Origin of the sequence: Bacillus sp. FJAT-42376 (assembly GCF_003816055.1) — a bacterium.
Lineage (GTDB): Bacteria > Bacillota > Bacilli > Bacillales > Bacillaceae > Metabacillus_B.
In genome coordinates this window covers 694,415-718,931 of sequence record NZ_CP033906.1, presented here as the reverse complement: position 1 = coordinate 718,931, position 24,517 = coordinate 694,415, and the positions used below count along the sequence as shown (strand labels likewise).

Here is a 24,517-nt window from a genome sequence, read left to right as displayed (position 1 = left end):
CTTATCGTGCACCTGTATTTGCTTCTTTTTCATGAGGCAGCAGCGTGTCGGCATAAATTTCCGTCGGATAGCGGCCGGTGAAGCACGCCATGCACTGTCCTCTTGTTTCGCCTTCATACGGGCGCCCGATTCCATCAAGCAAGCCCTCCGGACTGATGAACGCAATGGAGTCGGCACCAATCAATTCACGAATCTCTTCTGCGCTATGAGAAGACGCAATCAGTTCCTCATGAGTCGATGTGTCAATTCCGTAAAAGCACGGATGGGCAATCGGCGGAGAGCTGATGCGGACGTGAACTTCGGTTGCTCCCGCTTCCTTCAGCATCTGCACAATCCGTCTGCTTGTCGTTCCGCGTACGATCGAATCATCGACCATCACGACCCGCTTGCCCTCTACAACCCCGCGGACGGCAGAAAGCTTCATTTTTACCCCTTGCTCTCTTAAAGACTGGGACGGCTGAATAAATGTCCGGCCGACATAACGATTTTTAATTAATCCAAGCTCGTACGGAATGCCGGATGCTTCCGCATAGCCAATGGCGGCTGAAATAGAGGAATCAGGGACCCCTGTCACAACGTCCGCTTCCACTGCCGCTTCCTGGGCCAAACGCTTGCCGAGGTTTTTGCGTGCGGTATGCACATTGATTCCGTCAATGTTGCTGTCCGGCCTGGAAAAATAAATGTATTCCATGCTGCAGATGGTTCGGTTGCTGTTCATGGAGAACCGTTCGGACTTCAGCCCGTCATCGTTGATGATAAGCAGTTCACCCGGCTGGACCTCTCGAAGGTAATCCGCTCCGACAATATCAAAGGCACACGTTTCCGATGCGACCACATATGCATCCCCAAGCAGGCCGATCGACAGCGGACGGAGGCTGTTCGGATCAAGCGCCACCATCATTTCCGTTTCGGTTAAAATCACAAACGCGTAAGCGCCTTTAATCATGGATAACGCGTTTTTCACCTTATCCTTCAAAGAAAAATGGCCGCTTCGTTTAATTAAATGAGCCAGCACTTCCGTATCGGACGTTGTCTGAAAAATGCTCCCCTGGCTTTCAAGTTGGTGCTTTAAGTGATTCGCGTTCACCAGATTCCCGTTATGTGCAAGCGCCAGACCGCCGTTTTGCGAACGGAACATAAGCGGCTGCACGTTCTCAAAGCCTCCGCCACCCGCAGTTGCATAGCGTACATGGCCAATCGCCGCCTTCCCGCTCATATCGCCAAGCTGGCCTTTGTTGAACACATCCGTAATCAGGCCAAGACCTTTCTCGCAGTCCATCGTCTTTCCGTCTGTCGTTACAATGCCCGCTCCCTCCTGGCCGCGGTGCTGCAAACTGTGCAAGCCGTAATACGTAATCTGAGCGGAATCAGGATGACCCCAGATTCCAAAAACGCCGCATTCCTCGTTTAATCCTTTAATTTCAGCAAGCATGGGATGGCTCCTCTCCAGGCGTCTTCAAGCTTCTCGATGCTTAAATCCACCCACTGTTCCCCTTGGCTTCCGCGAATGGTTAGTTTTCCGCTGTCCGTGACCCGGCCGATTCTTGCAGCCTTCGTTAACTCCTCAAAACGCTCTTTCTTTTCAGGATTTACTGTAATGACATAACGGGATTGAGTTTCACTGAACAGTGCCGTTACCGCATCACCGTTAAACTCCACATCTGCTCCGAGTCCTTTTCCTGAAAAGGCCGATTCAGCCAGCGCCACCGCAAGACCGCCTTCTGCTGCATCATGCGCCGACTGAACAAGACCTTCGCGGATGGCTTTTGATAAAAGGCCCATCCGTTCCTTTTCAACCGCTAAATCAAGGGCCGGGGCTTTTCCGGAAATGCCGCCGTACACAAGCTTCTGCAGCTCGCTTCCTCCGAATTCAGCCTTCGTTTCGCCAAGCACATAAATAAAATCGCCCGCATCTTTGAAGTCCTGAGTGGTAATGTAATCCGTATCCTCAATCAGACCGACCATTCCGATGACGGGTGTAGGGTAGATTGCCGTTCCGTTCGTTTCGTTATAAAGAGAAACATTGCCCCCGATAACCGGAGCACCGAGAACGGTACATGCCTCGCTCATCCCGTCCGCCGCCTTTTCAAGCTGCCAGAAAATCTCCGGCTTTTCCGGATTCCCGAAGTTCAGACAATCCGTGATGGCAAGCGGTGTTCCTCCCGAGCAAACAATGTTGCGGGCTGCTTCTGCCACGGCAATTTTCCCGCCCGTTTCCGGGTCAAGGTACAGGTAGCGCGAGTTGCAGTCCGTTGTCATCGCAAGCGCCTTCTTCGTTCCGCGGATGCGCAGCACCGCAGCATCGGATCCCGGTGCGACCACTGTATTCGTGCGGACCATATAGTCATACTGATTGTAGACCCATTCCTTGCTCGCAATCGTCGGCTGCTTGAGAAGGCTGATCAGTGTATCCTCAAGGTTTTCAACCTCTGGAACGGTTTCCTCCATTTGCTGAAACTCCCGGAAATAAGCCGGCTCTGAAGAAGGTTTGTGATAAACCGGCGCTTCCTCTGCCAGCGCATCGACCGGAATCTCAACGACAACCTCCCCTCTATGAACAAGGCGGAGCATTTTATCATTCGTTACCGTCCCGACTGAAACGGCTTCAAGGTCATACTTCGCGAAGATCGCTTCAATCTCATGCTCGCGGCCTTTCTCAATCACAAGCAGCATCCGCTCCTGGGACTCGGACAGCATCATTTCATACGGCGTCATTCCGTACTCGCGCTGCGGAATCAAATCGAGGTTCATTTCGATTCCAGAGCCTGCTTTGCTCGCCATTTCAGCAGACGAACTCGTAAGGCCCGCCGCCCCCATATCCTGAATGCCGACAAGCGCATCATTTTGGATCACTTCAAGACAGGCTTCCAATAGAAGCTTTTCCATGAACGGATCCCCTACCTGAACGGCCGGTCGCTTTTCATCCGATTTCTCGTTCAGTTCCTCTGAAGCGAATGTCGCTCCGTGAATGCCGTCACGGCCTGTTTTGGCACCGACGTACATGACCGTATTGCCGACACCCTTTGCCTGGCCTTTCTTTATATCCTTATGGTCGATGAGTCCGACACACATAGCGTTCACAAGCGGATTTCCTTCATAGGAGGCATCAAACTGGATTTCGCCGCCAACGGTCGGAATACCGATGCAGTTTCCGTAGCCGGCAATCCCTGCTACTACTTCTTCAAACAAATACTTTACGCGCGGTGTTTTCAGTTCACCGAATCTCAGCGAATTTAATAGAGCGATCGGGCGCGCACCCATCGAGAACACATCACGGATGATGCCGCCGACACCCGTTGCAGCGCCCTGGTAAGGCTCAACAGCAGAGGGGTGATTATGGCTCTCAATTTTAAAAACAACCGCCTGGTTATCGCCGATATCCACGATCCCCGCTCCCTCGCCCGGTCCCTGCAGAACGTGCTCCCCTGTGACAGGGAACTTTTTCAGAACCGGTTTGGAGTTTTTATAGCTGCAGTGCTCAGACCACATAACGGAGAAAATTCCCGTTTCCGTATAGTTGGGCAGGCGTCCGAGAATGGATTCAACCATCGCAAATTCTTCGTCGCTGATTCCCATCTGCTGATACACTTTTTCTGCTTTGATTTGTTCAGGATTTGGCTCAAGAAGTAGTGACATGTGCTTCCCTCCAGTTTTTTACGATCGATTGAAACAGCTTAATGCCGTCCGCGCTTCCTAGCATAGCGTCCACAGCTCGCTCGGGGTGAGGCATCATGCCGAGGACATTGCCTCGTTCATTGACAATCCCTGCGATATCCTCCAGACTTCCGTTCGGATTTTCGCTGTACGTAAAAATGATTTGACCGTTCTCTTTCAGTCTTTTCAGCGTCGTTTCGTCACAGAAGTAATTCCCTTCTCCGTGGGCAATCGGTACAGAGATGACCTGATTTTCTTCATAAGCGGATGTGAACGGAGTATTGGCATTGACTACCTTCAAAGAAGCAGATTCGCACTTGAATTTCAGCCCTTCGTTCCGTTTCATCGCACCCGGAAGCAGCCCTGCTTCAAGGAGAATTTGAAATCCGTTGCAGACGCCAAGCACCGGCTTCCCCTGTTCAGCCGCTTTTTTTACTTCCGCCATGACATTTGAAAAATGGGCAATGGAGCCGGAGCGCAGGTAATCCCCGTAAGAGAAGCCTCCAGGCAAAAGAATGCCGTCGAAGCCGCTCAAATCGTTTGCGTCGTGCCAAACATATTCTGCTTCTTCACCAAGCTCATCCTTAATCGCATGATACATATCCACGTCACAGTTGGAGCCAGGAAACACAATCACCGCGAATTTCACTGAACGACAACCTCCTCTGCTTCAAAGCGGTAGTCTTCGATGACCGTATTCGCTAAAAGCTTTTCACACATTTCCTTTACTGTTTCCTCAAGCGGACGGTCTGTCTTCTCAATCATCAGCTCCATGTATTTCCCGATGCGGACATCCTGAACCTCGCTGTAGGACATGCTGTGCAGCGCATTTTTTACAGCGTTCCCCTGCGGATCCAAAATGCTTTCTCTTAAACTGACATACACCTTCACTTTATACATGTGCGGGTCCTCCCAATCGTTTTAAGATTTCTTCATACGCTTCCGTCAAACTGCCGAGATCGCGGCGGAAAACATCTTTATCAAACTTTTCGTTTGTCTCTTTGTCCCACAGGCGGCATGTATCCGGGGAAATTTCGTCCGCCAGCAAAACCGTTCCGTCTTTACGGAGGCCGAATTCAAGTTTGAAATCTATCAGTCTTACATTTCTCTCAGCAAAATACGGAATGAGGACTTCATTTACTTTGAGGGCTTTTGTTTTCAGTTCCTCTGTTTGTTCCGGTGTGGCCGCATTCAATAGTTTGATATGGCTCTCTGTGATAAGCGGATCTCCGAGCGCATCATCTTTGTAATAAAACTCAACAATCGGTTCAGGGATCGGTGTTCCTTCCTCGATGCCGAGACGCTTCGCCATACTTCCGGCGACCGTGTTCCGCACAACGACTTCAAGCGGAATAATGGTGACTTCCTCGACCAGCTGCTCGGTTTCAGAAACTTTGCGGATCAGGTGGTTGGCAACGCCCGCTTCTTTCAGCTTTTCAAAAATCAGAACGGAAATCTCGTTGTTTAAACGGCCCTTTCCGGTTATCTCTGTTTTTTTCTCTCCGTTAAATGCCGTAGCGGAGTCCTTATAGGAGACAAGAAATTCGCCCTCATGCTCTGTTCTGTAAATGCGCTTCGCTTTTCCCTCATAAAGCAATTCCATCGATTTCGCCCTCCTGTAGTCGGAATATTGGGAATCTTAAGATTGGAAAGAGGCAAAGTTTTGCTTTGCCCCTTCAGTTTCTATAGACCGAGCCTGTTAAAAATGGCATCTACATTTTTCAAATGGTAGTTGTAATCGAAGCAGTCATCAATTACAGCCGGTGTTAACCGTTCAGTAACAGCCGGATCCGCTTCTACTAACGTACGGAAGTGGACTTGCGTTTCCCAAGCCTCCATGGCTTTCGGCTGAACAAGATCGTACGCTGCTTCACGAGCCATGCCGGAGTCAATAAGAGCTAGCAGGACACGCTGGGAGTAAATCAGCCCAAGGGTACGGTCCATGTTGCGCTTCATGTTTTCAGGGAACACAGTCAGGTTCTTGATTATGTTTCCGAAACGGTTCAGCATATAGTTCAGTGCAATCGTAGCATCCGGCAAAATGATCCGTTCCGCAGAGGAATGGGAAATATCACGCTCATGCCACAGCGGTACATTTTCATAAGCGGTCATCATGTAGCCGCGGATGACACGGGCTAGACCTGTCATATTTTCCGAACCAATCGGATTGCGTTTATGCGGCATTGCTGAGGAGCCCTTTTGTCCTTTTGCGAAAAATTCCTCTACCTCGCGCGTTTCACTCTTCTGAAGTCCGCGTACTTCCACGGCGAACTTTTCAATCGACGTTGCGATCAGGGCAAGGGTGCTCATGTAGTCAGCGTGGCGGTCGCGCTGCAGGGTTTGAGTGGAAATAGGAGCCGGCTTCAGACCCAGCTTTTCGCACACATATGTTTCAACAAACGGATCAATATTGGCATATGTTCCGACTGCACCGGACATTTTCCCGAATTCAATGCCTTCCGCAGAGCGGTTGAAACGCTCCAGATTCCGTTTCATCTCTTCGTACCACAGGCCAAGCTTCAGGCCAAAGGTTGTCGGTTCTGCATGGACACCATGAGTGCGGCCCATCATGACCGTATACTTGTGTTCAATCGCTTTATTTTTAAGAATCTCAACAAAGCGTTCAAGGTCAGCTCTCAAAATATTATTTGCCTGCTTCAGCAGGTAAGACAGCGCTGTATCCACGACATCTGTAGAAGTAAGACCGTAATGCACCCACTTGCGCTCTTCGCCAAGCGTTTCAGAAACGGCTCTTGTAAAGGCCACGACATCATGTCTCGTTTCCTCTTCTATTTCTTTAACGCGATTGATATCAAAAGAAGCATTTTCACGAAGGCGCACCGTATCCTCCTTAGGAATGACCCCAAGCTCAGCCCATGCTTCGCATGCAAGAATCTCCACTTCAAGCCATGCCTGGAAACGGTTTTCCTCTGTCCAGATGGCTCCCATTTCCGGTCTTGTATAACGTTCAATCATTGTAAATCCTCCGTTCTTCTATTGACCCCATTGATTTTCTATCTGCTCCATCGTTTTTTCAATGAAGTCCGTTTTAAAGGTAACATGCCCCATTTTTCTCTTGGGCTTGTTTTCTTTTTTACCGTACAAGTATAACGCAGCTTCATCTAAAAACGAAAGATTATTTAAAACGGCCTCCAGATGTTCGCCTAACACGTTCACCATGAGTCCTTTTTTTACTAAATCCGTCCTTCCGAGCGGTAAATCACAAACAGACCGGACATGCTGCTCGAACTGGGATGTCTCGCATAAATCCATGGTGTAATGGCCTGAATTGTGCGGTCTCGGAGCCAGCTCGTTAATGAAAATTTCCCCATCTTCAGTCAAAAACATTTCAACCGCAAGGGTTCCAACCAACTCAAAGCGTTCTGCCAGCTTCAGCGCCGCATCCTTAGCTCTTTTTTCGATGCCGGCTGTTACTCTCGCTGGAACTATGCTTAGATGAAGGATATTTTCACGGTGAACATTCTCAGCTGCCGGAAAGACCTTAACATCGCCGCTTGGATTCCTCGTCACAATGATGGAAAGCTCTTTCTCAAAGGGAACCCATTTTTCAAGAATGCATTTCCCCAGATTCAAAAGCCTTTCCGCCTCTTCTATATCATCCGGACTCTTGATTACCGCCTGCCCTTTTCCATCGTAGCCGCCTCTGCATGTCTTTAATACGGCAGGGAAACCGATGTCCTCAAGGGCATCCTCAAGCCCATTTCCGTTCTCAAGAATGATGTATGGCGCCACTTGGCAGCCGGTTTCCTGAATGGCTTCTTTTTCTGTTTGCCTATCCTGCGTCAGCGAGAGCAGCCGGCTTCCCTGCGGCAGATAGGCGTTGTTCTCAAGCCACACGAGAGCATCATAATCAATATTTTCGAATTCATACGTGATGACGTCACTTACAGCGGCAAGCTGTTTAATCGCATCTAAATCGTTATAAGCTGCTGTAATCTCCATATCGGCAACCTGCCCGCACGGACAATCAGGCGTCGGATCAAGTACAGCAATCCGGTACCCCATATTTTTTGCATCCAGTGCCATCATCCGGCCAAGCTGGCCTCCGCCGATGATTCCAATCGTCTGTCCGGGTACGATTCGCTTAAACAAGGGCATCACTGCTTTCGAGAACGGCCTGCCGGGTCGCCTCTCTCCTCTTTACCAACAGGGTTTGAATCCGGGTGTCCGTAATGGAAAGAATCTGTGCAGCAAGAAGGGCGGCATTCACGGCTCCAGCTTTTCCGATTGCAACCGTTGCTACAGGAACGCCTCCTGGCATTTGCACAATTGAAAGAAGAGAATCCAGTCCGTTCAGAGCCTTCGACTGAACAGGTACGCCAATCACCGGCAGCGTGGTTTTGGCGGCAGCCATCCCCGGCAAATGAGCGGCACCTCCTGCTCCTGCTATGATGACTTTGATTCCGCGTTCACGGGCTGTCTCTGCGTAATCAAACATCAGCTCCGGTGTCCGATGAGCCGAAACCACTTTCTTTTCGTAAAAAATCTCCAGCTCATCCAGCACCTCACACGTATGTCTCATCGTTTCCCAATCTGACTGGCTTCCCATGATGACTCCAACTTCTTCAATCACAGCAATCCCCCGCTCTCATCGTTTAGGTGAAATAAAAAAGCCCGGCCGTATGCTTAAGAGAAAGCAATACGAACCGGGCATAGTATGTATATCTACTAAGCTGGCTAATCCACTTTCCCTCATAGTCCGGTCATTTACGGTGTCCGGGTAGAAACTTTTGGGCCATATCCCCAATTTTATATGAAGGTTTCGTTGTTATTTTCATGTCTATCATAACAAGAGATTTTGTCACATGTCAACTTAAAATATCGAACGTTATTCAATCCAGAATAATGAATGTTCGGTTTTAGAGCAGTTTCCCTTCAAATACAATGGATCTCCCCACCGGAATAATCTCTGTTTTTCCATTCTCTTTCACTTCCTGGAAAATCGGCTCTTCTATTCGCCGGACAGGGCTGTAACCCTCCTCTTTCATGCGATCCAGAACATCAGCAATGCTTTCGTTTTCTCCAAGCTCAAATTTCTTTTTATTAGGCTTATCTTTCATGAATAGATCCCTCTTTTATTATTTATATCAGGTTTCAGTAGGCCTGGTGTATTTCAGCGGAAGAAGGTCCTGAATGCTCCGTTTAGATAGACCGTCCTCCGTATCCAAAATCACCTTCATATTCTCTCCATAATCTCCAATCAGCTCTCTGCACATTCCGCACGGAGCGACCACCCTGATTTCGCGGTCCGCTTCATCCGGTCCCGGATGCCTTACCGCTACTATGGAATCGAACGTGCGGTGCCCCTCCGATATCGCTTTGCCAATGGCAATGGCTTCAGCACATACGGTTACCCTGCCTATATAAGCTTCGATGTGAACAGCTGTTATAATGTCTCCTTCAGCTGTTCTTAAAGCCGCTCCGACATGGTGCTTCCCGTATTCATAGTGACGGATAATGATTTCTTTTGCAGCTTTAATCAATTCTTCATCCTGTAAGCTAATTTCTGTGTGCATTTTATCTTCACCTCTGTTTGTTTCATTATAATAGGGAATGTTGAAGGGGACAAATCGGGTTTGGGTTTTGCCGTCCCAGATGATCGGCTTTCTGGATTATCGATTAAAACTCGTCCAATTCTATTTGAAACCTCTAAAATGGACAGACCACGTGGAATAGGGAATGGAGCTTGGGACGATAATTGAATTAAAGTCGTCCGTAAGATATACGACATTATAGGCTGCTAGCAATATATCGGCTATTATTTTGATTTTCCGGCAAAAATGGCTGGGATATCGACTTTTCGACTGGATTAGATGCATCCAGCAGCCACTTGAGAAAACAGCATCTCCCTTCGCAGGGGATATATTATCGAAACAGGCCGATTTATTATCGAAAATCTTCATATATTCTCGAAAATGCCCCATTTATTATCGAAACCCTAAAAATCGACATGATCAGCAGCAGGATCATTTACCCTTAGCGTTTGCATGCCATCCAAAACACAAAAAAGGCCCGCCCCAGGGGGCAAGCCTTTTTTTCTTGTACCTGGCAATGTCCTACTCTCACAGGGGGAAACCCCCAACTACCATCGGCGCTAAAGAGCTTAACTTCCGTGTTCGGTATGGGAACGGGTGTGACCTCTTTGCCATAATTACCAGATATAAGGTTGAAAGATTGCTCTTTCAAAACTAGATAACGATGTGCTTCACGAGTAATGGAAGCCTTACTTGAATAAAGGTTAAGTCCTCGACCGATTAGTATTCGTCAGCTGCACGTGTCGCCACGCTTCCACCTCGAACCTATCAACCTGATCATCTTTCAGGGGTCTTACTCAAATGATGGGAAATCTCATCTTGAGGGGGGCTTCATGCTTAGATGCTTTCAGCACTTATCCCGTCCGCACATAGCTACCCAGCGATGCCTTTGGCAAGACAACTGGTACACCAGCGGTGCGTCCATCCCGGTCCTCTCGTACTAAGGACAGCTCCTCTCAAATTTCCTGCGCCCGCGACGGATAGGGACCGAACTGTCTCACGACGTTCTGAACCCAGCTCGCGTACCGCTTTAATGGGCGAACAGCCCAACCCTTGGGACCGACTACAGCCCCAGGATGCGATGAGCCGACATCGAGGTGCCAAACCTCCCCGTCGATGTGGACTCTTGGGGGAGATAAGCCTGTTATCCCCGGGGTAGCTTTTATCCGTTGAGCGATGGCCCTTCCATGCGGAACCACCGGATCACTAAGCCCGACTTTCGTCCCTGCTCGACTTGTAGGTCTCGCAGTCAAGCTCCCTTGTGCCTTTACACTCTGCGAATGATTTCCAACCATTCTGAGGGAACCTTTGGGCGCCTCCGTTACATTTTAGGAGGCGACCGCCCCAGTCAAACTGCCCGCCTGACACTGTCTCCCGGCCCGATCAGGGCCGCGGGTTAGAAGTTCAACACAGCCAGGGTAGTATCCCACCGATGCCTCCACCGAAGCTGGCGCTCCGGTTTCCAAGGCTCCTACCTATCCTGTACAAGCTGTGCCAAAATTCAATATCAGGCTGCAGTAAAGCTCCACGGGGTCTTTCCGTCCTGTCGCGGGTAACCTGCATCTTCACAGGTACTATAATTTCACCGAGTCTCTCGTTGAGACAGTGCCCAGATCGTTACGCCTTTCGTGCGGGTCGGAACTTACCCGACAAGGAATTTCGCTACCTTAGGACCGTTATAGTTACGGCCGCCGTTTACTGGGGCTTCAATTCAAAGCTTCGCTTGCGCTAACCTCTCCTCTTAACCTTCCAGCACCGGGCAGGCGTCAGCCCCTATACTTCGCCTTGCGGCTTCGCAGAGACCTGTGTTTTTGCTAAACAGTCGCCTGGGCCTATTCACTGCGGCTCTTCAAGGCTATTCACCCTAAAGAGCACCCCTTCTCCCGAAGTTACGGGGTCATTTTGCCGAGTTCCTTAACGAGAGTTCTCTCGATCACCTTAGGATTCTCTCCTCGCCTACCTGTGTCGGTTTGCGGTACGGGCACCATTTTCCTCGCTAGAAGCTTTTCTAGGCAGTGTGGAATCAGGAACTTCGGTACTTCATTTCCCTCGCCATCACAGCTCAGCCTTAACCAAGGGACGGATTTGCCTATCCCTTGAGCCTACCTGCTTGGACGCGCATATCCAACAGCGCGCTTACCCTATCCTCCTGCGTCCCTCCATTGCTCAAACGGAAAAGAGGTGGTACAGGAATCTCAACCTGTTGTCCATCGCCTACGCCTTTCGGCCTCGGCTTAGGTCCCGACTAACCCTGAGCGGACGAGCCTTCCTCAGGAAACCTTAGGCATTCGGTGGAGGGGATTCTCACCCCTCTTTCGCTACTCATACCGGCATTCTCACTTCTAAGCGCTCCACCAGTCCTTCCGGTCTGGCTTCACAGCCCTTAGAACGCTCTCCTACCACTGTTCTGAAAGAACAGTCCACAGCTTCGGTGATCCGTTTAGCCCCGGTACATTTTCGGCGCAGGGTCACTCGACCAGTGAGCTATTACGCACTCTTTAAATGGTGGCTGCTTCTAAGCCAACATCCTGGTTGTCTAAGCAACCCCACATCCTTTTCCACTTAACGGATACTTGGGGACCTTAGCTGGTGGTCTGGGCTGTTTCCCTTTTGACTACGGATCTTATCACTCGCAGTCTGACTCCCATAGATAAGTCTTTGGCATTCGGAGTTTGACTGAATTCGGTAACCCGATGAGGGCCCCTAGTCCAATCAGTGCTCTACCTCCAAGACTCTTGCTATGAGGCTAGCCCTAAAGCTATTTCGGAGAGAACCAGCTATCTCCAGGTTCGATTGGAATTTCTCCGCTACCCACACCTCATCCCCGCACTTTTCAACGTGCGTGGGTTCGGGCCTCCATTCAGTGTTACCTGAACTTCACCCTGGACATGGGTAGATCACCTGGTTTCGGGTCTACGACCACGTACTCATTCGCCCTATTCAGACTCGCTTTCGCTGCGGCTCCGTCTCTTCAACTTAACCTTGCACGTAATCGTAACTCGCCGGTTCATTCTACAAAAGGCACGCCATCACCCGTTAACGGGCTCTGACTACTTGTAGGCACACGGTTTCAGGATCTGTTTCACTCCCCTTCCGGGGTGCTTTTCACCTTTCCCTCACGGTACTGGTTCACTATCGGTCACTAGGGAGTATTTAGCCTTGGGAGATGGTCCTCCCGGATTCCGACGGGATTTCTCGTGTCCCGCCGTACTCAGGATCCACTCAGGAGGGAACGAAGTTTCGATTACAGGGCTGTTACCTTCTCTGGCGGGCCTTTCCAGACCGCTTCGCCTACCCCGTTCCTTTGTAACTCCGTGTTGAGTGTCCTACAACCCCAGAAGGCAAGCCTTCTGGTTTGGGCTGATCCCGTTTCGCTCGCCGCTACTCAGGGAATCGCATTTGCTTTCTCTTCCTCCGGGTACTTAGATGTTTCAGTTCCCCGGGTATGCCTTCCAGACTCTATGTATTCAAGTCAGGATGCTGCTCCATTACGAGCAGCGGGTTTCCCCATTCGGAAATCTCCGGATCAACGCTTACTTACAGCTCCCCGAAGCATATCGGTGTTCGTACCGTCCTTCATCGGCTCCTAGTGCCAAGGCATCCACCGTGCGCCCTTTCTAACTTAACCTGATAACGGAGTTATCTTCGTTAGAAGCTGAAAACAGATGTCTTCAGACTTTTCATTTCATTCTGCGATAGACGCAGAAGAAAATCGTAAGGTTCTTTCTTACTCGTGTGAATGTTTGACATTCATATCGTTATCTAGTTTTCAAAGAACAAGTTAAGAGAGAATGATCTCTCAAAACTAAACAAATTCGAAGTGCGTCCGTTAATCGCTGCACCGCATGGGTGCTGATAATTCTTCCTTAGAAAGGAGGTGATCCAGCCGCACCTTCCGATACGGCTACCTTGTTACGACTTCACCCCAATCATCTGCCCCACCTTAGGCGGCTGGCTCCCTTACGGGTTACCCCACCGACTTCGGGTGTTGCAAACTCTCGTGGTGTGACGGGCGGTGTGTACAAGGCCCGGGAACGTATTCACCGCGGCATGCTGATCCGCGATTACTAGCGATTCCGGCTTCATGCAGGCGAGTTGCAGCCTGCAATCCGAACTGAGAATGGTTTTATGGGATTCGCTGAACCTCGCGGTTTCGCTGCCCTTTGTACCATCCATTGTAGCACGTGTGTAGCCCAGGTCATAAGGGGCATGATGATTTGACGTCATCCCCACCTTCCTCCGGTTTGTCACCGGCAGTCACCTTAGAGTGCCCAACTGAATGCTGGCAACTAAGATCAAGGGTTGCGCTCGTTGCGGGACTTAACCCAACATCTCACGACACGAGCTGACGACAACCATGCACCACCTGTCACTCTGTCCCCCGAAGGGGAACCTTCTATCTCTAGAAGTGGCAGAGGATGTCAAGACCTGGTAAGGTTCTTCGCGTTGCTTCGAATTAAACCACATGCTCCACCGCTTGTGCGGGCCCCCGTCAATTCCTTTGAGTTTCAGTCTTGCGACCGTACTCCCCAGGCGGAGTGCTTAATGCGTTAGCTGCAGCACTAAAGGGCGGAAACCCTCTAACACTTAGCACTCATCGTTTACGGCGTGGACTACCAGGGTATCTAATCCTGTTCGCTCCCCACGCTTTCGCGCCTCAGCGTCAGTTACAGACCAGAGAGTCGCCTTCGCCACTGGTGTTCCTCCACATCTCTACGCATTTCACCGCTACACGTGGAATTCCACTCTCCTCTTCTGCACTCAAGTCCTCCAGTTTCCAATGACCCTCCCCGGTTGAGCCGGGGGCTTTCACATCAGACTTAAAAGACCGCCTGCGCGCGCTTTACGCCCAATAATTCCGGACAACGCTTGCCACCTACGTATTACCGCGGCTGCTGGCACGTAGTTAGCCGTGGCTTTCTGGTTAGGTACCGTCAAGGCGCGAGCAGTGACTCCCGCACTTGTTCTTCCCTAACAACAGAGCTTTACGATCCGAAAACCTTCATCACTCACGCGGCGTTGCTCCGTCAGACTTTCGTCCATTGCGGAAGATTCCCTACTGCTGCCTCCCGTAGGAGTCTGGGCCGTGTCTCAGTCCCAGTGTGGCCGATCACCCTCTCAGGTCGGCTACGCATCGTCGCCTTGGTGAGCCATTACCTCACCAACTAGCTAATGCGCCGCGGGCCCATCTGTAAGTGACAGCATAACCGTCTTTCAATTCCGAACCATGCGGTTCGAAAGGTTATCCGGTATTAGCTCCGGTTTCCCGGAGTTATCCCAGTCTTACAGGCAGGTTGCCCACGTGTTACTCACCCGTCCGCCGCTGATCTCCGAAGAGATCCGCTCGACTTGCATGTATTAGGCACGCCGCCAGCGTTCGTCCTGAGCCAGGATCAAACTCTCCAAAAAGTAGTTTGACTAGCTCTTGTTTGTTGCTCTAGAATTAACGTTGGCACTTCGATTTGTTTAGTTTTCAAAGATCATTTTGTTTCGTTCGTTTCCTCAGAAGCGACTTTATTAATATATCATTTAAGGAAGCTTGAGTCAACACTTTTTTCTTGCCGTTGCCGGCGTTATCAGCTTCGCTCAGAAGCGACTTTAATAATATACCACCTGAAATAAACCTGGTCAACTACTTTTTTAAAACAGATTTATATTAGAATATTTTTTATTGAACTGCAGGGCTATGAACCTCTTATATTCTGCATTCCTCAGTCTTACTTTGATGCTTTGTCCCCGATTCAATCCAGGTTTTGCGGCAGCGGAAACTCAGCGAAATGAATGCATACTTATTTAAAGCCCCTGTATCTTTATACTTTTAACTCGCCAGTACTGCCTCCAACTATTATTAATCCGCCCAGAAACGCAGCAAACTAGAGGTCCCACCTGCTCCTCCCACCATAAAATAAGTTTTGAAAAATTACAGTCTGCCAAAATATATGTCCTCCTGAACCGACAAACAAATGGAAAAGAGCAATTAAAAACAAAACTCTGCCAATATCAGCTGAATAACGTGGCGCCCCGGGCCATTTTGCTGAGTTAAAAGAAAAAATCCATCTGAATATAGGTTTTAGCTTTATTTTAGGAAGCCAAGCAACCATAAATCGACGATTACCGAAAGGATATCGTCGAAAATTTAAGTATATCGGCGATTTTTTTGATATATCGACGAATATAGGATTATATCGACTTTTCAAGAGAATTCGACAGAGGGGACTGTCCCATAGTTCCTTCCAGAACCACTCCTATCCAGCTGCAGACAGCGCCATTATATCGCTTCTTCCCTTAAAATGACCTCACACAGTCTGAAGGATCCGTCTTCTCCTCTAAACCTTTTTGCAGAACCATGGTTATTTGCTAACAACAACGTTCCTCCTGGAACGGGAACGATCCATTATAACCTCACCCCCCCTTCGTTTCCAGAATTCCCGGCCGATAAGCGCATCCCCTCGTTTTTCAAACACAAAAAAGGCCTGCCCCAGGGGGCAAGCCTTTTTTTCTTGTACCTGGCAATGTCCTACTCTCACAGGGGGAAACCCCCAACTACCATCGGCGCTAAAGAGCTTAACTTCCGTGTTCGGTATGGGAACGGGTGTGACCTCTTTGCCATAATTACCAGATATAAAGTTGAAAGATTGCTCTTTCAAAACTAGATAACGATGTGCTTCACGAGTAATGGAAGCCTTACTTGAATAAAGGTTAAGTCCTCGACCGATTAGTATTCGTCAGCTGCACGTGTCGCCACGCTTCCACCTCGAACCTATCAACCTGATCATCTTTCAGGGGTCTTACTCAAATGATGGGAAATCTCATCTTGAGGGGGGCTTCATGCTTAGATGCTTTCAGCACTTATCCCGTCCGCACATAGCTACCCAGCGATGCCTTTGGCAAGACAACTGGTACACCAGCGGTGCGTCCATCCCGGTCCTCTCGTACTAAGGACAGCTCCTCTCAAATTTCCTGCGCCCGCGACGGATAGGGACCGAACTGTCTCACGACGTTCTGAACCCAGCTCGCGTACCGCTTTAATGGGCGAACAGCCCAACCCTTGGGACCGACTACAGCCCCAGGATGCGATGAGCCGACATCGAGGTGCCAAACCTCCCCGTCGATGTGGACTCTTGGGGGAGATAAGCCTGTTATCCCCGGGGTAGCTTTTATCCGTTGAGCGATGGCCCTTCCATGCGGAACCACCGGATCACTAAGCCCGACTTTCGTCCCTGCTCGACTTGTAGGTCTCGCAGTCAAGCTCCCTTGTGCCTTTACACTCTGCGAATGATTTCCAACCATTCTGAGGGAACCTTTGGGCGCCTCCGTTACATTTTAGGAGGCGACCGCCCCAGTCAAACTGCCCGCCTGACACTGTCTCCCGGCCCGATCAGGGCCGCGGGTTAGAAGTTCAACACAGCCAGGGTAGTATCCCACCGATGCCTCCACCGAAGCTGGCGCTCCGGTTTCCAAGGCTCCTACCTATCCTGTACAAGCTGTGCCAAAATTCAATATCAGGCTGCAGTAAAGCTCCACGGGGTCTTTCCGTCCTGTCGCGGGTAACCTGCATCTTCACAGGTACTATAATTTCACCGAGTCTCTCGTTGAGACAGTGCCCAGATCGTTACGCCTTTCGTGCGGGTCGGAACTTACCCGACAAGGAATTTCGCTACCTTAGGACCGTTATAGTTACGGCCGCCGTTTACTGGGGCTTCAATTCAAAGCTTCGCTTGCGCTAACCTCTCCTCTTAACCTTCCAGCACCGGGCAGGCGTCAGCCCCTATACTTCGCCTTGCGGCTTCGCAGAGACCTGTGTTTTTGCTAAACAGTCGCCTGGGCCTATTCACTGCGGCTCTTCAAGGCTATTCACCCTAAAGAGCACCCCTTCTCCCGAAGTTACGGGGTCATTTTGCCGAGTTCCTTAACGAGAGTTCTCTCGATCACCTTAGGATTCTCTCCTCGCCTACCTGTGTCGGTTTGCGGTACGGGCACCATTTTCCTCGCTAGAAGCTTTTCTAGGCAGTGTGGAATCAGGAACTTCGGTACTTCATTTCCCTCGCCATCACAGCTCAGCCTTAACCAAGGGACGGATTTGCCTATCCCTTGAGCCTACCTGCTTGGACGCGCATATCCAACAGCGCGCTTACCCTATCCTCCTGCGTCCCTCCATTGCTCAAACGGAAAAGAGGTGGTACAGGAATCTCAACCTGTTGTCCATCGCCTACGCCTTTCGGCCTCGGCTTAGGTCCCGACTAACCCTGAGCGGACGAGCCTTCCTCAGGAAACCTTAGGCATTCGGTGGAGGGGATTCTCACCCCTCTTTCGCTACTCATACCGGCATTCTCACTTCTAAGCGCTCCACCAGTCCTTCCGGTCTGGCTTCACAGCCCTTAGAACGCTCTCCTACCACTGTTCTGAAAGAACAGTCCACAGCTTCGGTGATCCGTTTAGCCCCGGTACATTTTCGGCGCAGGGTCACTCGACCAGTGAGCTATTACGCACTCTTTAAATGGTGGCTGCTTCTAAGCCAACATCCTGGTTGTCTAAGCAACCCCACATCCTTTTCCACTTAACGGATACTTGGGGACCTTAGCTGGTGGTCTGGGCTGTTTCCCTTTTGACTACGGATCTTATCACTCGCAGTCTGACTCCCATAGATAAGTCTTTGGCATTCGGAGTTTGACTGAATTCGGTAACCCGATGAGGGCCCCTAGTCCAATCAGTGCTCTACCTCCAAGACTCTTGCTATGAGGCTAGCCCTAAAGCTATTTCGGAGAGAACCAGCTATCTCCAGGTTCGATTGGAATTTCTCCGCTACCCACACCTCATCCCCGCACTTTTCAACGTGCGTGGGTTCGGGCCTCCATTCAGTGTTACCTGAACTTCACCCTGGACATGGGTAGATCACCTGGTTTCGGGTCTACGACCACGTACTCATTCGCCCTATTCAGACTCGCTTTCGCTGCGGCTCCGTCTCTTCAACTTAACCTTGCACGTAATCGTAACTCGCCGGTTCATTCTACAAAAGGCACGCCATCACCCGTTAACGGGCTCTGACTACTTGTAGGCACACGGTTTCAGGATCTGTTTCACTCCCCTTCCGGGGTGCTTTTCACCTTTCCCTCACGGTACTGGTTCACTATCGGTCACTAGGGAGTATTTAGCCTTGGGAGATGGTCCTCCCGGATTCCGACGGGATTTCTCGTGTCCCGCCGTACTCAGGATCCACTCAGGAGGGAACGAAGTTTCGATTACAGGGCTGTTACCTTCTCTGGCGGGCCTTTCCAGACCGCTTCGCCTACCCCGTTCCTTTGTAACTCCGTGTTGAGTGTCCTACAACCCCAGAAGGCAAGCCTTCTGGTTTGGGCTGATCCCGTTTCGCTCGCCGCTACTCAGGGAATCGCATTTGCTTTCTCTTCCTCCGGGTACTTAGATGTTTCAGTTCCCCGGGTATGCCTTCCAGACTCTATGTATTCAAGTCAGGATGCTGCTCCATTACGAGCAGCGGGTTTCCCCATTCGGAAATCTCCGGATCAACGCTTACTTACAGCTCCCCGAAGCATATCGGTGTTCGTACCGTCCTTCATCGGCTCCTAGTGCCAAGGCATCCACCGTGCGCCCTTTCTAACTTAACCTGATAACGGAGTTATCTTCGTTAGAAGCTGAAAACAGATGTCTTCAGACTTTTCATTTCATTCTGCGATAGACGCAGAAGAAAATCGTAAGGTTCTTTCTTACTCGTGTGAATGTTTGACATTCATATCGTTATCTAGTTTTCAAAGAACAAGTTAAGAGAGAATGATCTCTCAAAACTAAACAAATTCGAAGTGCGTCCGTTAATCGCTGCACCGCATGGGTGCTGATAATTCTTCCTTAGAAAGGAGGTGATCCAGCCGCACCTTCCGATACGGCTACCTTGTTACGACTTCACCCCAATCATCTGCCCCACCTTAGGCGGCTGGCTCCCTTACGGGTTACCCCACCGACTTCGGGTGTTGCAAACTCTCGTGGTGTGACGGGCGGTGTGTACAAGGCCCGGGAACGTATTCACCGCGGCATGCTGATCCGCGATTACTAGCGATTCCGGCTTCATGCAGGCGAGTTGCAGCCTGCAATCCGAACTGAGAATGGTTTTATGGGATTCGCTGAACCTCGCGGTTTCGCTGCCCTTTGTACCATCCATTGTAGCACGTGTGTAGCCCAGGTCATAAGGGGCATGATGATTTGACGTCATCCCCACCTTCCTCCGGTTTGTCACCGGCAGTCACCTTAGAGTGCCCAACTGAATGCTGGCAACTAAGATCAAGGGTTGCGCTCGTTGCGGGACTTAACCCAACATCTCACGACACGAGCTGACGACAACCATGCACCACCTGTCACTCTGTCCCCCGAAGGGGAACCTTCTATCTCTAGAAGTGGCAGAGGATGTCAAGACCTGGTAAGGTTCTTCGCGTTGCTTCGAATTAAACCACATGCTCCACCGCTTGTGCGGGCCCCCGTCAATTCCTTTGAGTTTCAGTCTTGCGACCGTACTCCCCAGGCGGAGTGCTTAATGCGTTAGCTGCAGCACTAAAGGGCGGAAACCCTCTAACACTTAGCACTCATCGTTTACGGCGTGGACTACCAGGGTATCTAATCCTGTTCGCTCCCCACGCTTTCGCGCCTCAGCGTCAGTTACAGACCAGAGAGTCGCCTTCGCCACTGGTGTTCCTCCACATCTCTACGCATTTCACCGCTACACGTGGAATTCCACTCTCCTCTTCTGCACTCAAGTCCTCCAGTTTCCAATGACCCTCCCCGGTTGAGCCGGGGGCTTTCACATCAGACTTAAAAGACCGCCTGCGCGCGCTTTACGCCCAATAATTCCGGACAACGCTTGCCACCTACGTATTACCGCGGCTGCTGGCACGTAGTTAGCCGTGGCTTTCTGGTTAGGTACCGTCAAGGCGCGGGCAGTGACTCCCGCACTTGTTCTTCCCTAACAACAGAGCTTTACGATCCGAAAACCTTCATCACTCACGCGGCGTTGCTCCGTCAGACTTTCGTCCATTGCGGAAGATTCCCTACTGCTGCCTCCCGTAGGAGTCTGGGCCGTGTCTCAGTCCCAGTGTGGCCGATCACCCTCTCAGGTCGGCTACGCATCGTCGCCTTGGTGAGCCATTACCTCACCAACTAGCTAATGCGCCGCGGGCCCATCTGTAAGTGACAGCATAACCGTCTTTCAATTCCGAACCATGCGGTTCGAAAGGTTATCCGGTATTAGCTCCGGTTTCCCGGAGTTATCCCAGTCTTACAGGCAGGTTGCCCACGTGTTACTCACCCGTCCGCCGCTGATCTCCGAAGAGATCCGCTCGACTTGCATGTATTAGGCACGCCGCCAGCGTTCGTCCTGAGCCAGGATCAAACTCTCCAAAAAGTAGTTTGGCTAGCTCTTGTTTGTTGCTCTAGAATTAACGTTGGCACTTCGATTTGTTTAGTTTTCAAAGATCATTTTGTTTCGGCCGTTTCCTCAGAAGCGACTTTAACAATATACCACCTGTATCATTTCCGGTCAATACTTTTTTGGAAAAGTTTATATCCAGAATGAAACTGCACATTCACCCATGCAGAATAATCCTGAATAACAACCTAGCCCTTGTAACTCAGTTAACTCACTCAGTTAACTCACTCAATCTACCCCTCATCCATTCCGCAACAGAAAGAAAAGAAATCAAGCGAATTCACATTCCGGATAAAAAATATAGTCCTATGAACGTTCTCATTTGGAAAGCTAAATATCGAAGGAATGAGTAGTGAATACTATTCATGTTGTTAATCGTTAAATCTGCCTTACTATATAATAGCCGGATAAGAAAGTGCCCTTTGGTCTCACGACCAGTACACAAGAATATCAAATCTCCGGCTGTCCGGACCTTCTTAAATCATCCCAGCCTATGTATTATCGCAAATTTGAATTTCAGCCAATTAACTGCTTCTATATTCTAAAGTACATATTTTTACGGATACCCCTAACCCAACACCCCCTGCGTATCTTGAGCTGCCAGTTTTTTTGCTGATGATCCCAGTGCATTTTCACACCAAACACAAAAAAAGGCCTGCCCCAGGGGGCAAGCCTTTTTTTCTTGTACCTGGCAATGTCCTACTCTCACAGGGGGAAACCCCCAACTACCATCGGCGCTAAAGAGCTTAACTTCCGTGTTCGGTATGGGAACGGGTGTGACCTCTTTGCCATAATTACCAGATATAAGGTTGAAAGATTGCTCTTTCAAAACTAGATAACGATGTGCTTCACGAGTAATGGAAGCCTTACTTGAATAAAGGTTAAGTCCTCGACCGATTAGTATTCGTCAGCTGCACGTGTCGCCACGCTTCCACCTCGAACCTATCAACCTGATCATCTTTCAGGGGTCTTACTCAAATGATGGGAAATCTCATCTTGAGGGGGGCTTCATGCTTAGATGCTTTCAGCACTTATCCCGTCCGCACATAGCTACCCAGCGATGCCTTTGGCAAGACAACTGGTACACCAGCGGTGCGTCCATCCCGGTCCTCTCGTACTAAGGACAGCTCCTCTCAAATTTCCTGCGCCCGCGACGGATAGGGACCGAACTGTCTCACGACGTTCTGAACCCAGCTCGCGTACCGCTTTAATGGGCGAACAGCCCAACCCTTGGGACCGACTACAGCCCCAGGATGCGATGAGCCGACATCGAGGTGCCAAACCTCCCCGTCGATGTGGACTCTTGGGGGAGATAAGCCTGTTATCCCCGGGGTAGCTTTTATCCGTTGAGCGATGGCCCTTCCATGCGGAACCACCGGATCACTAAGCCCGACTTTCGTCCCTGCTCGACTTGTAGGTCTCGCAGTCAAGCTCCCTTGTGCCTTTACACTCTGCGAATGATTTCCAACCATTCTGAGGGAACCTTTGGGCGCCTCCGTTACATTTTAGGAGGCGACCGCCCCAGTCAAACTGCCCGCCTGACACTGTCTCCCGGCCCGATCAGGGCCGCGGGTTAGAAGTTCAACACAGCCAGGGTAGTATCCCACCGATGCCTCCACCGAAGCTGGCGCTCCGGTTTCCAAGGCTCCTACCTATCCTGTACAAGCTGTGCCAAAATTCAATATCAGGCTGCAGTAAAGCTCCACGGGGTCTTTCCGTCCTGTCGCGGGTAACCTGCATCTTCACAGGTACTATAATTTCACCGAGTCTCTCGTTGAGACAGTGCCCAGATCGTTACGCCTTTCGTGCGGGTCGGAACTTACCCGACAAGGAATTTCGCTACCTTAGGACCGTTATAGTTACGGCCGCCGTTTACTGGGGCTTCAATTCAAAGCTTCGCTTGCGCTAACCTCTCCTCTTAACCTTCCAGCACCGGGCAGGCGTCAGCCCCTATACTTCGCCTTGCGGCTTCGCAGAGACCTGTGTTTTTGCTAAACAGTCGCCTGGGCCTATTCACTGCGGCTCTTCAAGGCTATTCACCCTAAAGAGCACCCCTTCTCCCGAAGTTACGGGGTCATTTTGCCGAGTTCCTTAACGAGAGTTCTCTCGATCACCTTAGGATTCTCTCCTCGCCTACCTGTGTCGGTTTGCGGTACGGGCACCATTTTCCTCGCTAGAAGCTTTTCTAGGCAGTGTGGAATCAGGAACTTCGGTACTTAATTTCCCTCGCCATCACAGCTCAGCCTTAACCAAGGGACGGATTTGCCTATCCCTTGAGCCTACCTGCTTGGACGCGCATATCCAACAGCGCGCTTACCCTATCCTCCTGCGTCCCTCCATTGCTCAAACGGAAAAGAGGTGGTACAGGAATCTCAACCTGTTGTCCATCGCCTACGCCTTTCGGCCTCGGCTTAGGTCCCGACTAACCCTGAGCGGACGAGCCTTCCTCAGGAAACCTTAGGCATTCGGTGGAGGGGATTCTCACCCCTCTTTCGCTACTCATACCGGCATTCTCACTTCTAAGCGCTCCACCAGTCCTTCCGGTCTGGCTTCACAGCCCTTAGAACGCTCTCCTACCACTGTTCTGAAAGAACAGTCCACAGCTTCGGTGATCCGTTTAGCCCCGGTACATTTTCGGCGCAGGGTCACTCGACCAGTGAGCTATTACGCACTCTTTAAATGGTGGCTGCTTCTAAGCCAACATCCTGGTTGTCTAAGCAACCCCACATCCTTTTCCACTTAACGGATACTTGGGGACCTTAGCTGGTGGTCTGGGCTGTTTCCCTTTTGACTACGGATCTTATCACTCGCAGTCTGACTCCCATAGATAAGTCTTTGGCATTCGGAGTTTGACTGAATTCGGTAACCCGATGAGGGCCCCTAGTCCAATCAGTGCTCTACCTCCAAGACTCTTGCTATGAGGCTAGCCCTAAAGCTATTTCGGAGAGAACCAGCTATCTCCAGGTTCGATTGGAATTTCTCCGCTACCCACACCTCATCCCCGCACTTTTCAACGTGCGTGGGTTCGGGCCTCCATTCAGTGTTACCTGAACTTCACCCTGGACATGGGTAGATCACCTGGTTTCGGGTCTACGACCACGTACTCATTCGCCCTATTCAGACTCGCTTTCGCTGCGGCTCCGTCTCTTCAACTTAACCTTGCACGTAATCGTAACTCGCCGGTTCATTCTACAAAAGGCACGCCATCACCCGTTAACGGGCTCTGACTACTTGTAGGCACACGGTTTCAGGATCTGTTTCACTCCCCTTCCGGGGTGCTTTTCACCTTTCCCTCACGGTACTGGTTCACTATCGGTCACTAGGGAGTATTTAGCCTTGGGAGATGGTCCTCCCGGATTCCGACGGGATTTCTCGTGTCCCGCCGTACTCAGGATCCACTCAGGAGGGAACGAAGTTTCGATTACAGGGCTGTTACCTTCTCTGGCGGGCCTTTCCAGACCGCTTCGCCTACCCCGTTCCTTTGTAACTCCGTGTTGAGTGTCCTACAACCCCAGAAGGCAAGCCTTCTGGTTTGGGCTGATCCCGTTTCGCTCGCCGCTACTCAGGGAATCGCATTTGCTTTCTCTTCCTCCGGGTACTTAGATGTTTCAGTTCCCCGGGTATGCCTTCCAGACTCTATGTATTCAAGTCAGGATGCTGCTCCATTACGAGCAGCGGGTTTCCCCATTCGGAAATCTCCGGATCAACGCTTACTTACAGCTCCCCGAAGCATATCGGTGTTCGTACCGTCCTTCATCGGCTCCTAGTGCCAAGGCATCCACCGTGCGCCCTTTCTAACTTAACCTGATAACGGAGTTATCTTCGTTAGAAGCTGAAAACAGATGTCTTCAGACTTTTCATTTCATTCTGCGATAGACGC

The 24,517-nt window shown here is 50.5% G+C and carries 10 protein-coding genes, 8 rRNA genes and 1 riboswitch; all 18 genes read right to left on the bottom strand.

Going from position 1 to position 24,517, the window contains the following annotated elements:
• Position 1: 1 nt before the first annotated feature.
• On the bottom strand, positions 2 to 1,432 hold the full coding sequence (gene purF / locus CEF21_RS03635; protein WP_123913412.1) for an amidophosphoribosyltransferase: 1,431 nt from the start codon (positions 1,430 to 1,432) through the stop codon (positions 2 to 4).
• On the bottom strand, positions 1,408 to 3,636 hold the full coding sequence (purL, locus tag CEF21_RS03630) for a phosphoribosylformylglycinamidine synthase subunit PurL (RefSeq protein ID WP_123913411.1): 2,229 nt from the start codon (positions 3,634 to 3,636) through the stop codon (positions 1,408 to 1,410). The genes purF and purL overlap by 25 nt, the downstream gene beginning before the upstream one ends.
• Positions 3,620 to 4,303 (bottom strand): phosphoribosylformylglycinamidine synthase subunit PurQ, encoded by a 684-nt coding sequence (purQ, locus tag CEF21_RS03625; protein ID WP_123913410.1) that lies wholly within the window; start codon positions 4,301 to 4,303, stop codon positions 3,620 to 3,622. The genes purL and purQ overlap by 17 nt, the downstream gene beginning before the upstream one ends.
• Complete coding sequence (purS, locus tag CEF21_RS03620) at positions 4,300 to 4,554, bottom strand: phosphoribosylformylglycinamidine synthase subunit PurS (protein ID WP_123913409.1); 255 nt, start codon at positions 4,552 to 4,554, stop codon at positions 4,300 to 4,302. The genes purQ and purS overlap by 4 nt, the downstream gene beginning before the upstream one ends.
• Complete coding sequence (purC, locus tag CEF21_RS03615; protein WP_123913408.1) at positions 4,547 to 5,257, bottom strand: phosphoribosylaminoimidazolesuccinocarboxamide synthase; 711 nt, start codon at positions 5,255 to 5,257, stop codon at positions 4,547 to 4,549. Before purC ends, purS begins: the two co-directional genes overlap by 8 nt.
• 80 nt (positions 5,258 to 5,337) lie before the next feature.
• Positions 5,338 to 6,630 carry an adenylosuccinate lyase gene (purB, locus tag CEF21_RS03610; RefSeq protein ID WP_123913407.1) on the bottom strand — a complete coding sequence of 431 codons (1,293 nt, stop codon included), beginning with the start codon at positions 6,628 to 6,630 and terminating at the stop codon, positions 5,338 to 5,340.
• Between the two features lie 18 nt (positions 6,631 to 6,648).
• Complete coding sequence (purK, locus tag CEF21_RS03605) at positions 6,649 to 7,767, bottom strand: 5-(carboxyamino)imidazole ribonucleotide synthase (RefSeq protein ID WP_123913406.1); 1,119 nt, start codon at positions 7,765 to 7,767, stop codon at positions 6,649 to 6,651.
• Positions 7,760 to 8,248 carry a 5-(carboxyamino)imidazole ribonucleotide mutase gene (gene purE, locus CEF21_RS03600; RefSeq protein WP_123913405.1) on the bottom strand — a complete coding sequence of 163 codons (489 nt, stop codon included), beginning with the start codon at positions 8,246 to 8,248 and terminating at the stop codon, positions 7,760 to 7,762. Before purE ends, purK begins: the two co-directional genes overlap by 8 nt.
• A gap of 102 nt (positions 8,249 to 8,350) precedes the next feature.
• Positions 8,351 to 8,452: riboswitch (purine riboswitch) on the bottom strand.
• A gap of 82 nt (positions 8,453 to 8,534) precedes the next feature.
• Complete coding sequence (locus CEF21_RS03595; protein WP_123913404.1) at positions 8,535 to 8,735, bottom strand: NETI motif-containing protein; 201 nt, start codon at positions 8,733 to 8,735, stop codon at positions 8,535 to 8,537.
• A gap of 27 nt (positions 8,736 to 8,762) precedes the next feature.
• Positions 8,763 to 9,191: a cytidine deaminase gene (locus CEF21_RS03590; RefSeq protein ID WP_123913403.1), complete on the bottom strand. Its 429-nt coding sequence runs from the start codon at positions 9,189 to 9,191 to the stop codon at positions 8,763 to 8,765.
• Positions 9,192 to 9,718: 527 nt separating this feature from the next.
• Positions 9,719 to 9,834: ribosomal RNA gene (gene rrf, locus CEF21_RS03585) — 5S ribosomal RNA — on the bottom strand.
• A gap of 75 nt (positions 9,835 to 9,909) precedes the next feature.
• Positions 9,910 to 12,837 (bottom strand): 23S ribosomal RNA (locus CEF21_RS03580).
• A 242-nt stretch (positions 12,838 to 13,079) separates the two neighbouring features.
• Positions 13,080 to 14,618 (bottom strand): 16S ribosomal RNA (locus CEF21_RS03575).
• 1,095 nt (positions 14,619 to 15,713) lie between these two features.
• Positions 15,714 to 15,829: ribosomal RNA gene (gene rrf, locus CEF21_RS03570) — 5S ribosomal RNA — on the bottom strand.
• 75 nt (positions 15,830 to 15,904) lie between these two features.
• Positions 15,905 to 18,832 (bottom strand): 23S ribosomal RNA (locus tag CEF21_RS03565).
• Between the two features lie 242 nt (positions 18,833 to 19,074).
• Positions 19,075 to 20,613 (bottom strand): 16S ribosomal RNA (locus CEF21_RS03560).
• A 710-nt stretch (positions 20,614 to 21,323) separates the two neighbouring features.
• A 5S ribosomal RNA gene (rrf, locus tag CEF21_RS03555) occupies positions 21,324 to 21,439 on the bottom strand.
• 75 nt (positions 21,440 to 21,514) lie between these two features.
• Positions 21,515 to 24,442, bottom strand: a 23S ribosomal RNA gene (locus CEF21_RS03550).
• The 16S, 23S and 5S rRNA genes sit together here, the layout of an rRNA operon.
• Between the last annotated feature and the right edge of the window lie 75 nt (positions 24,443 to 24,517).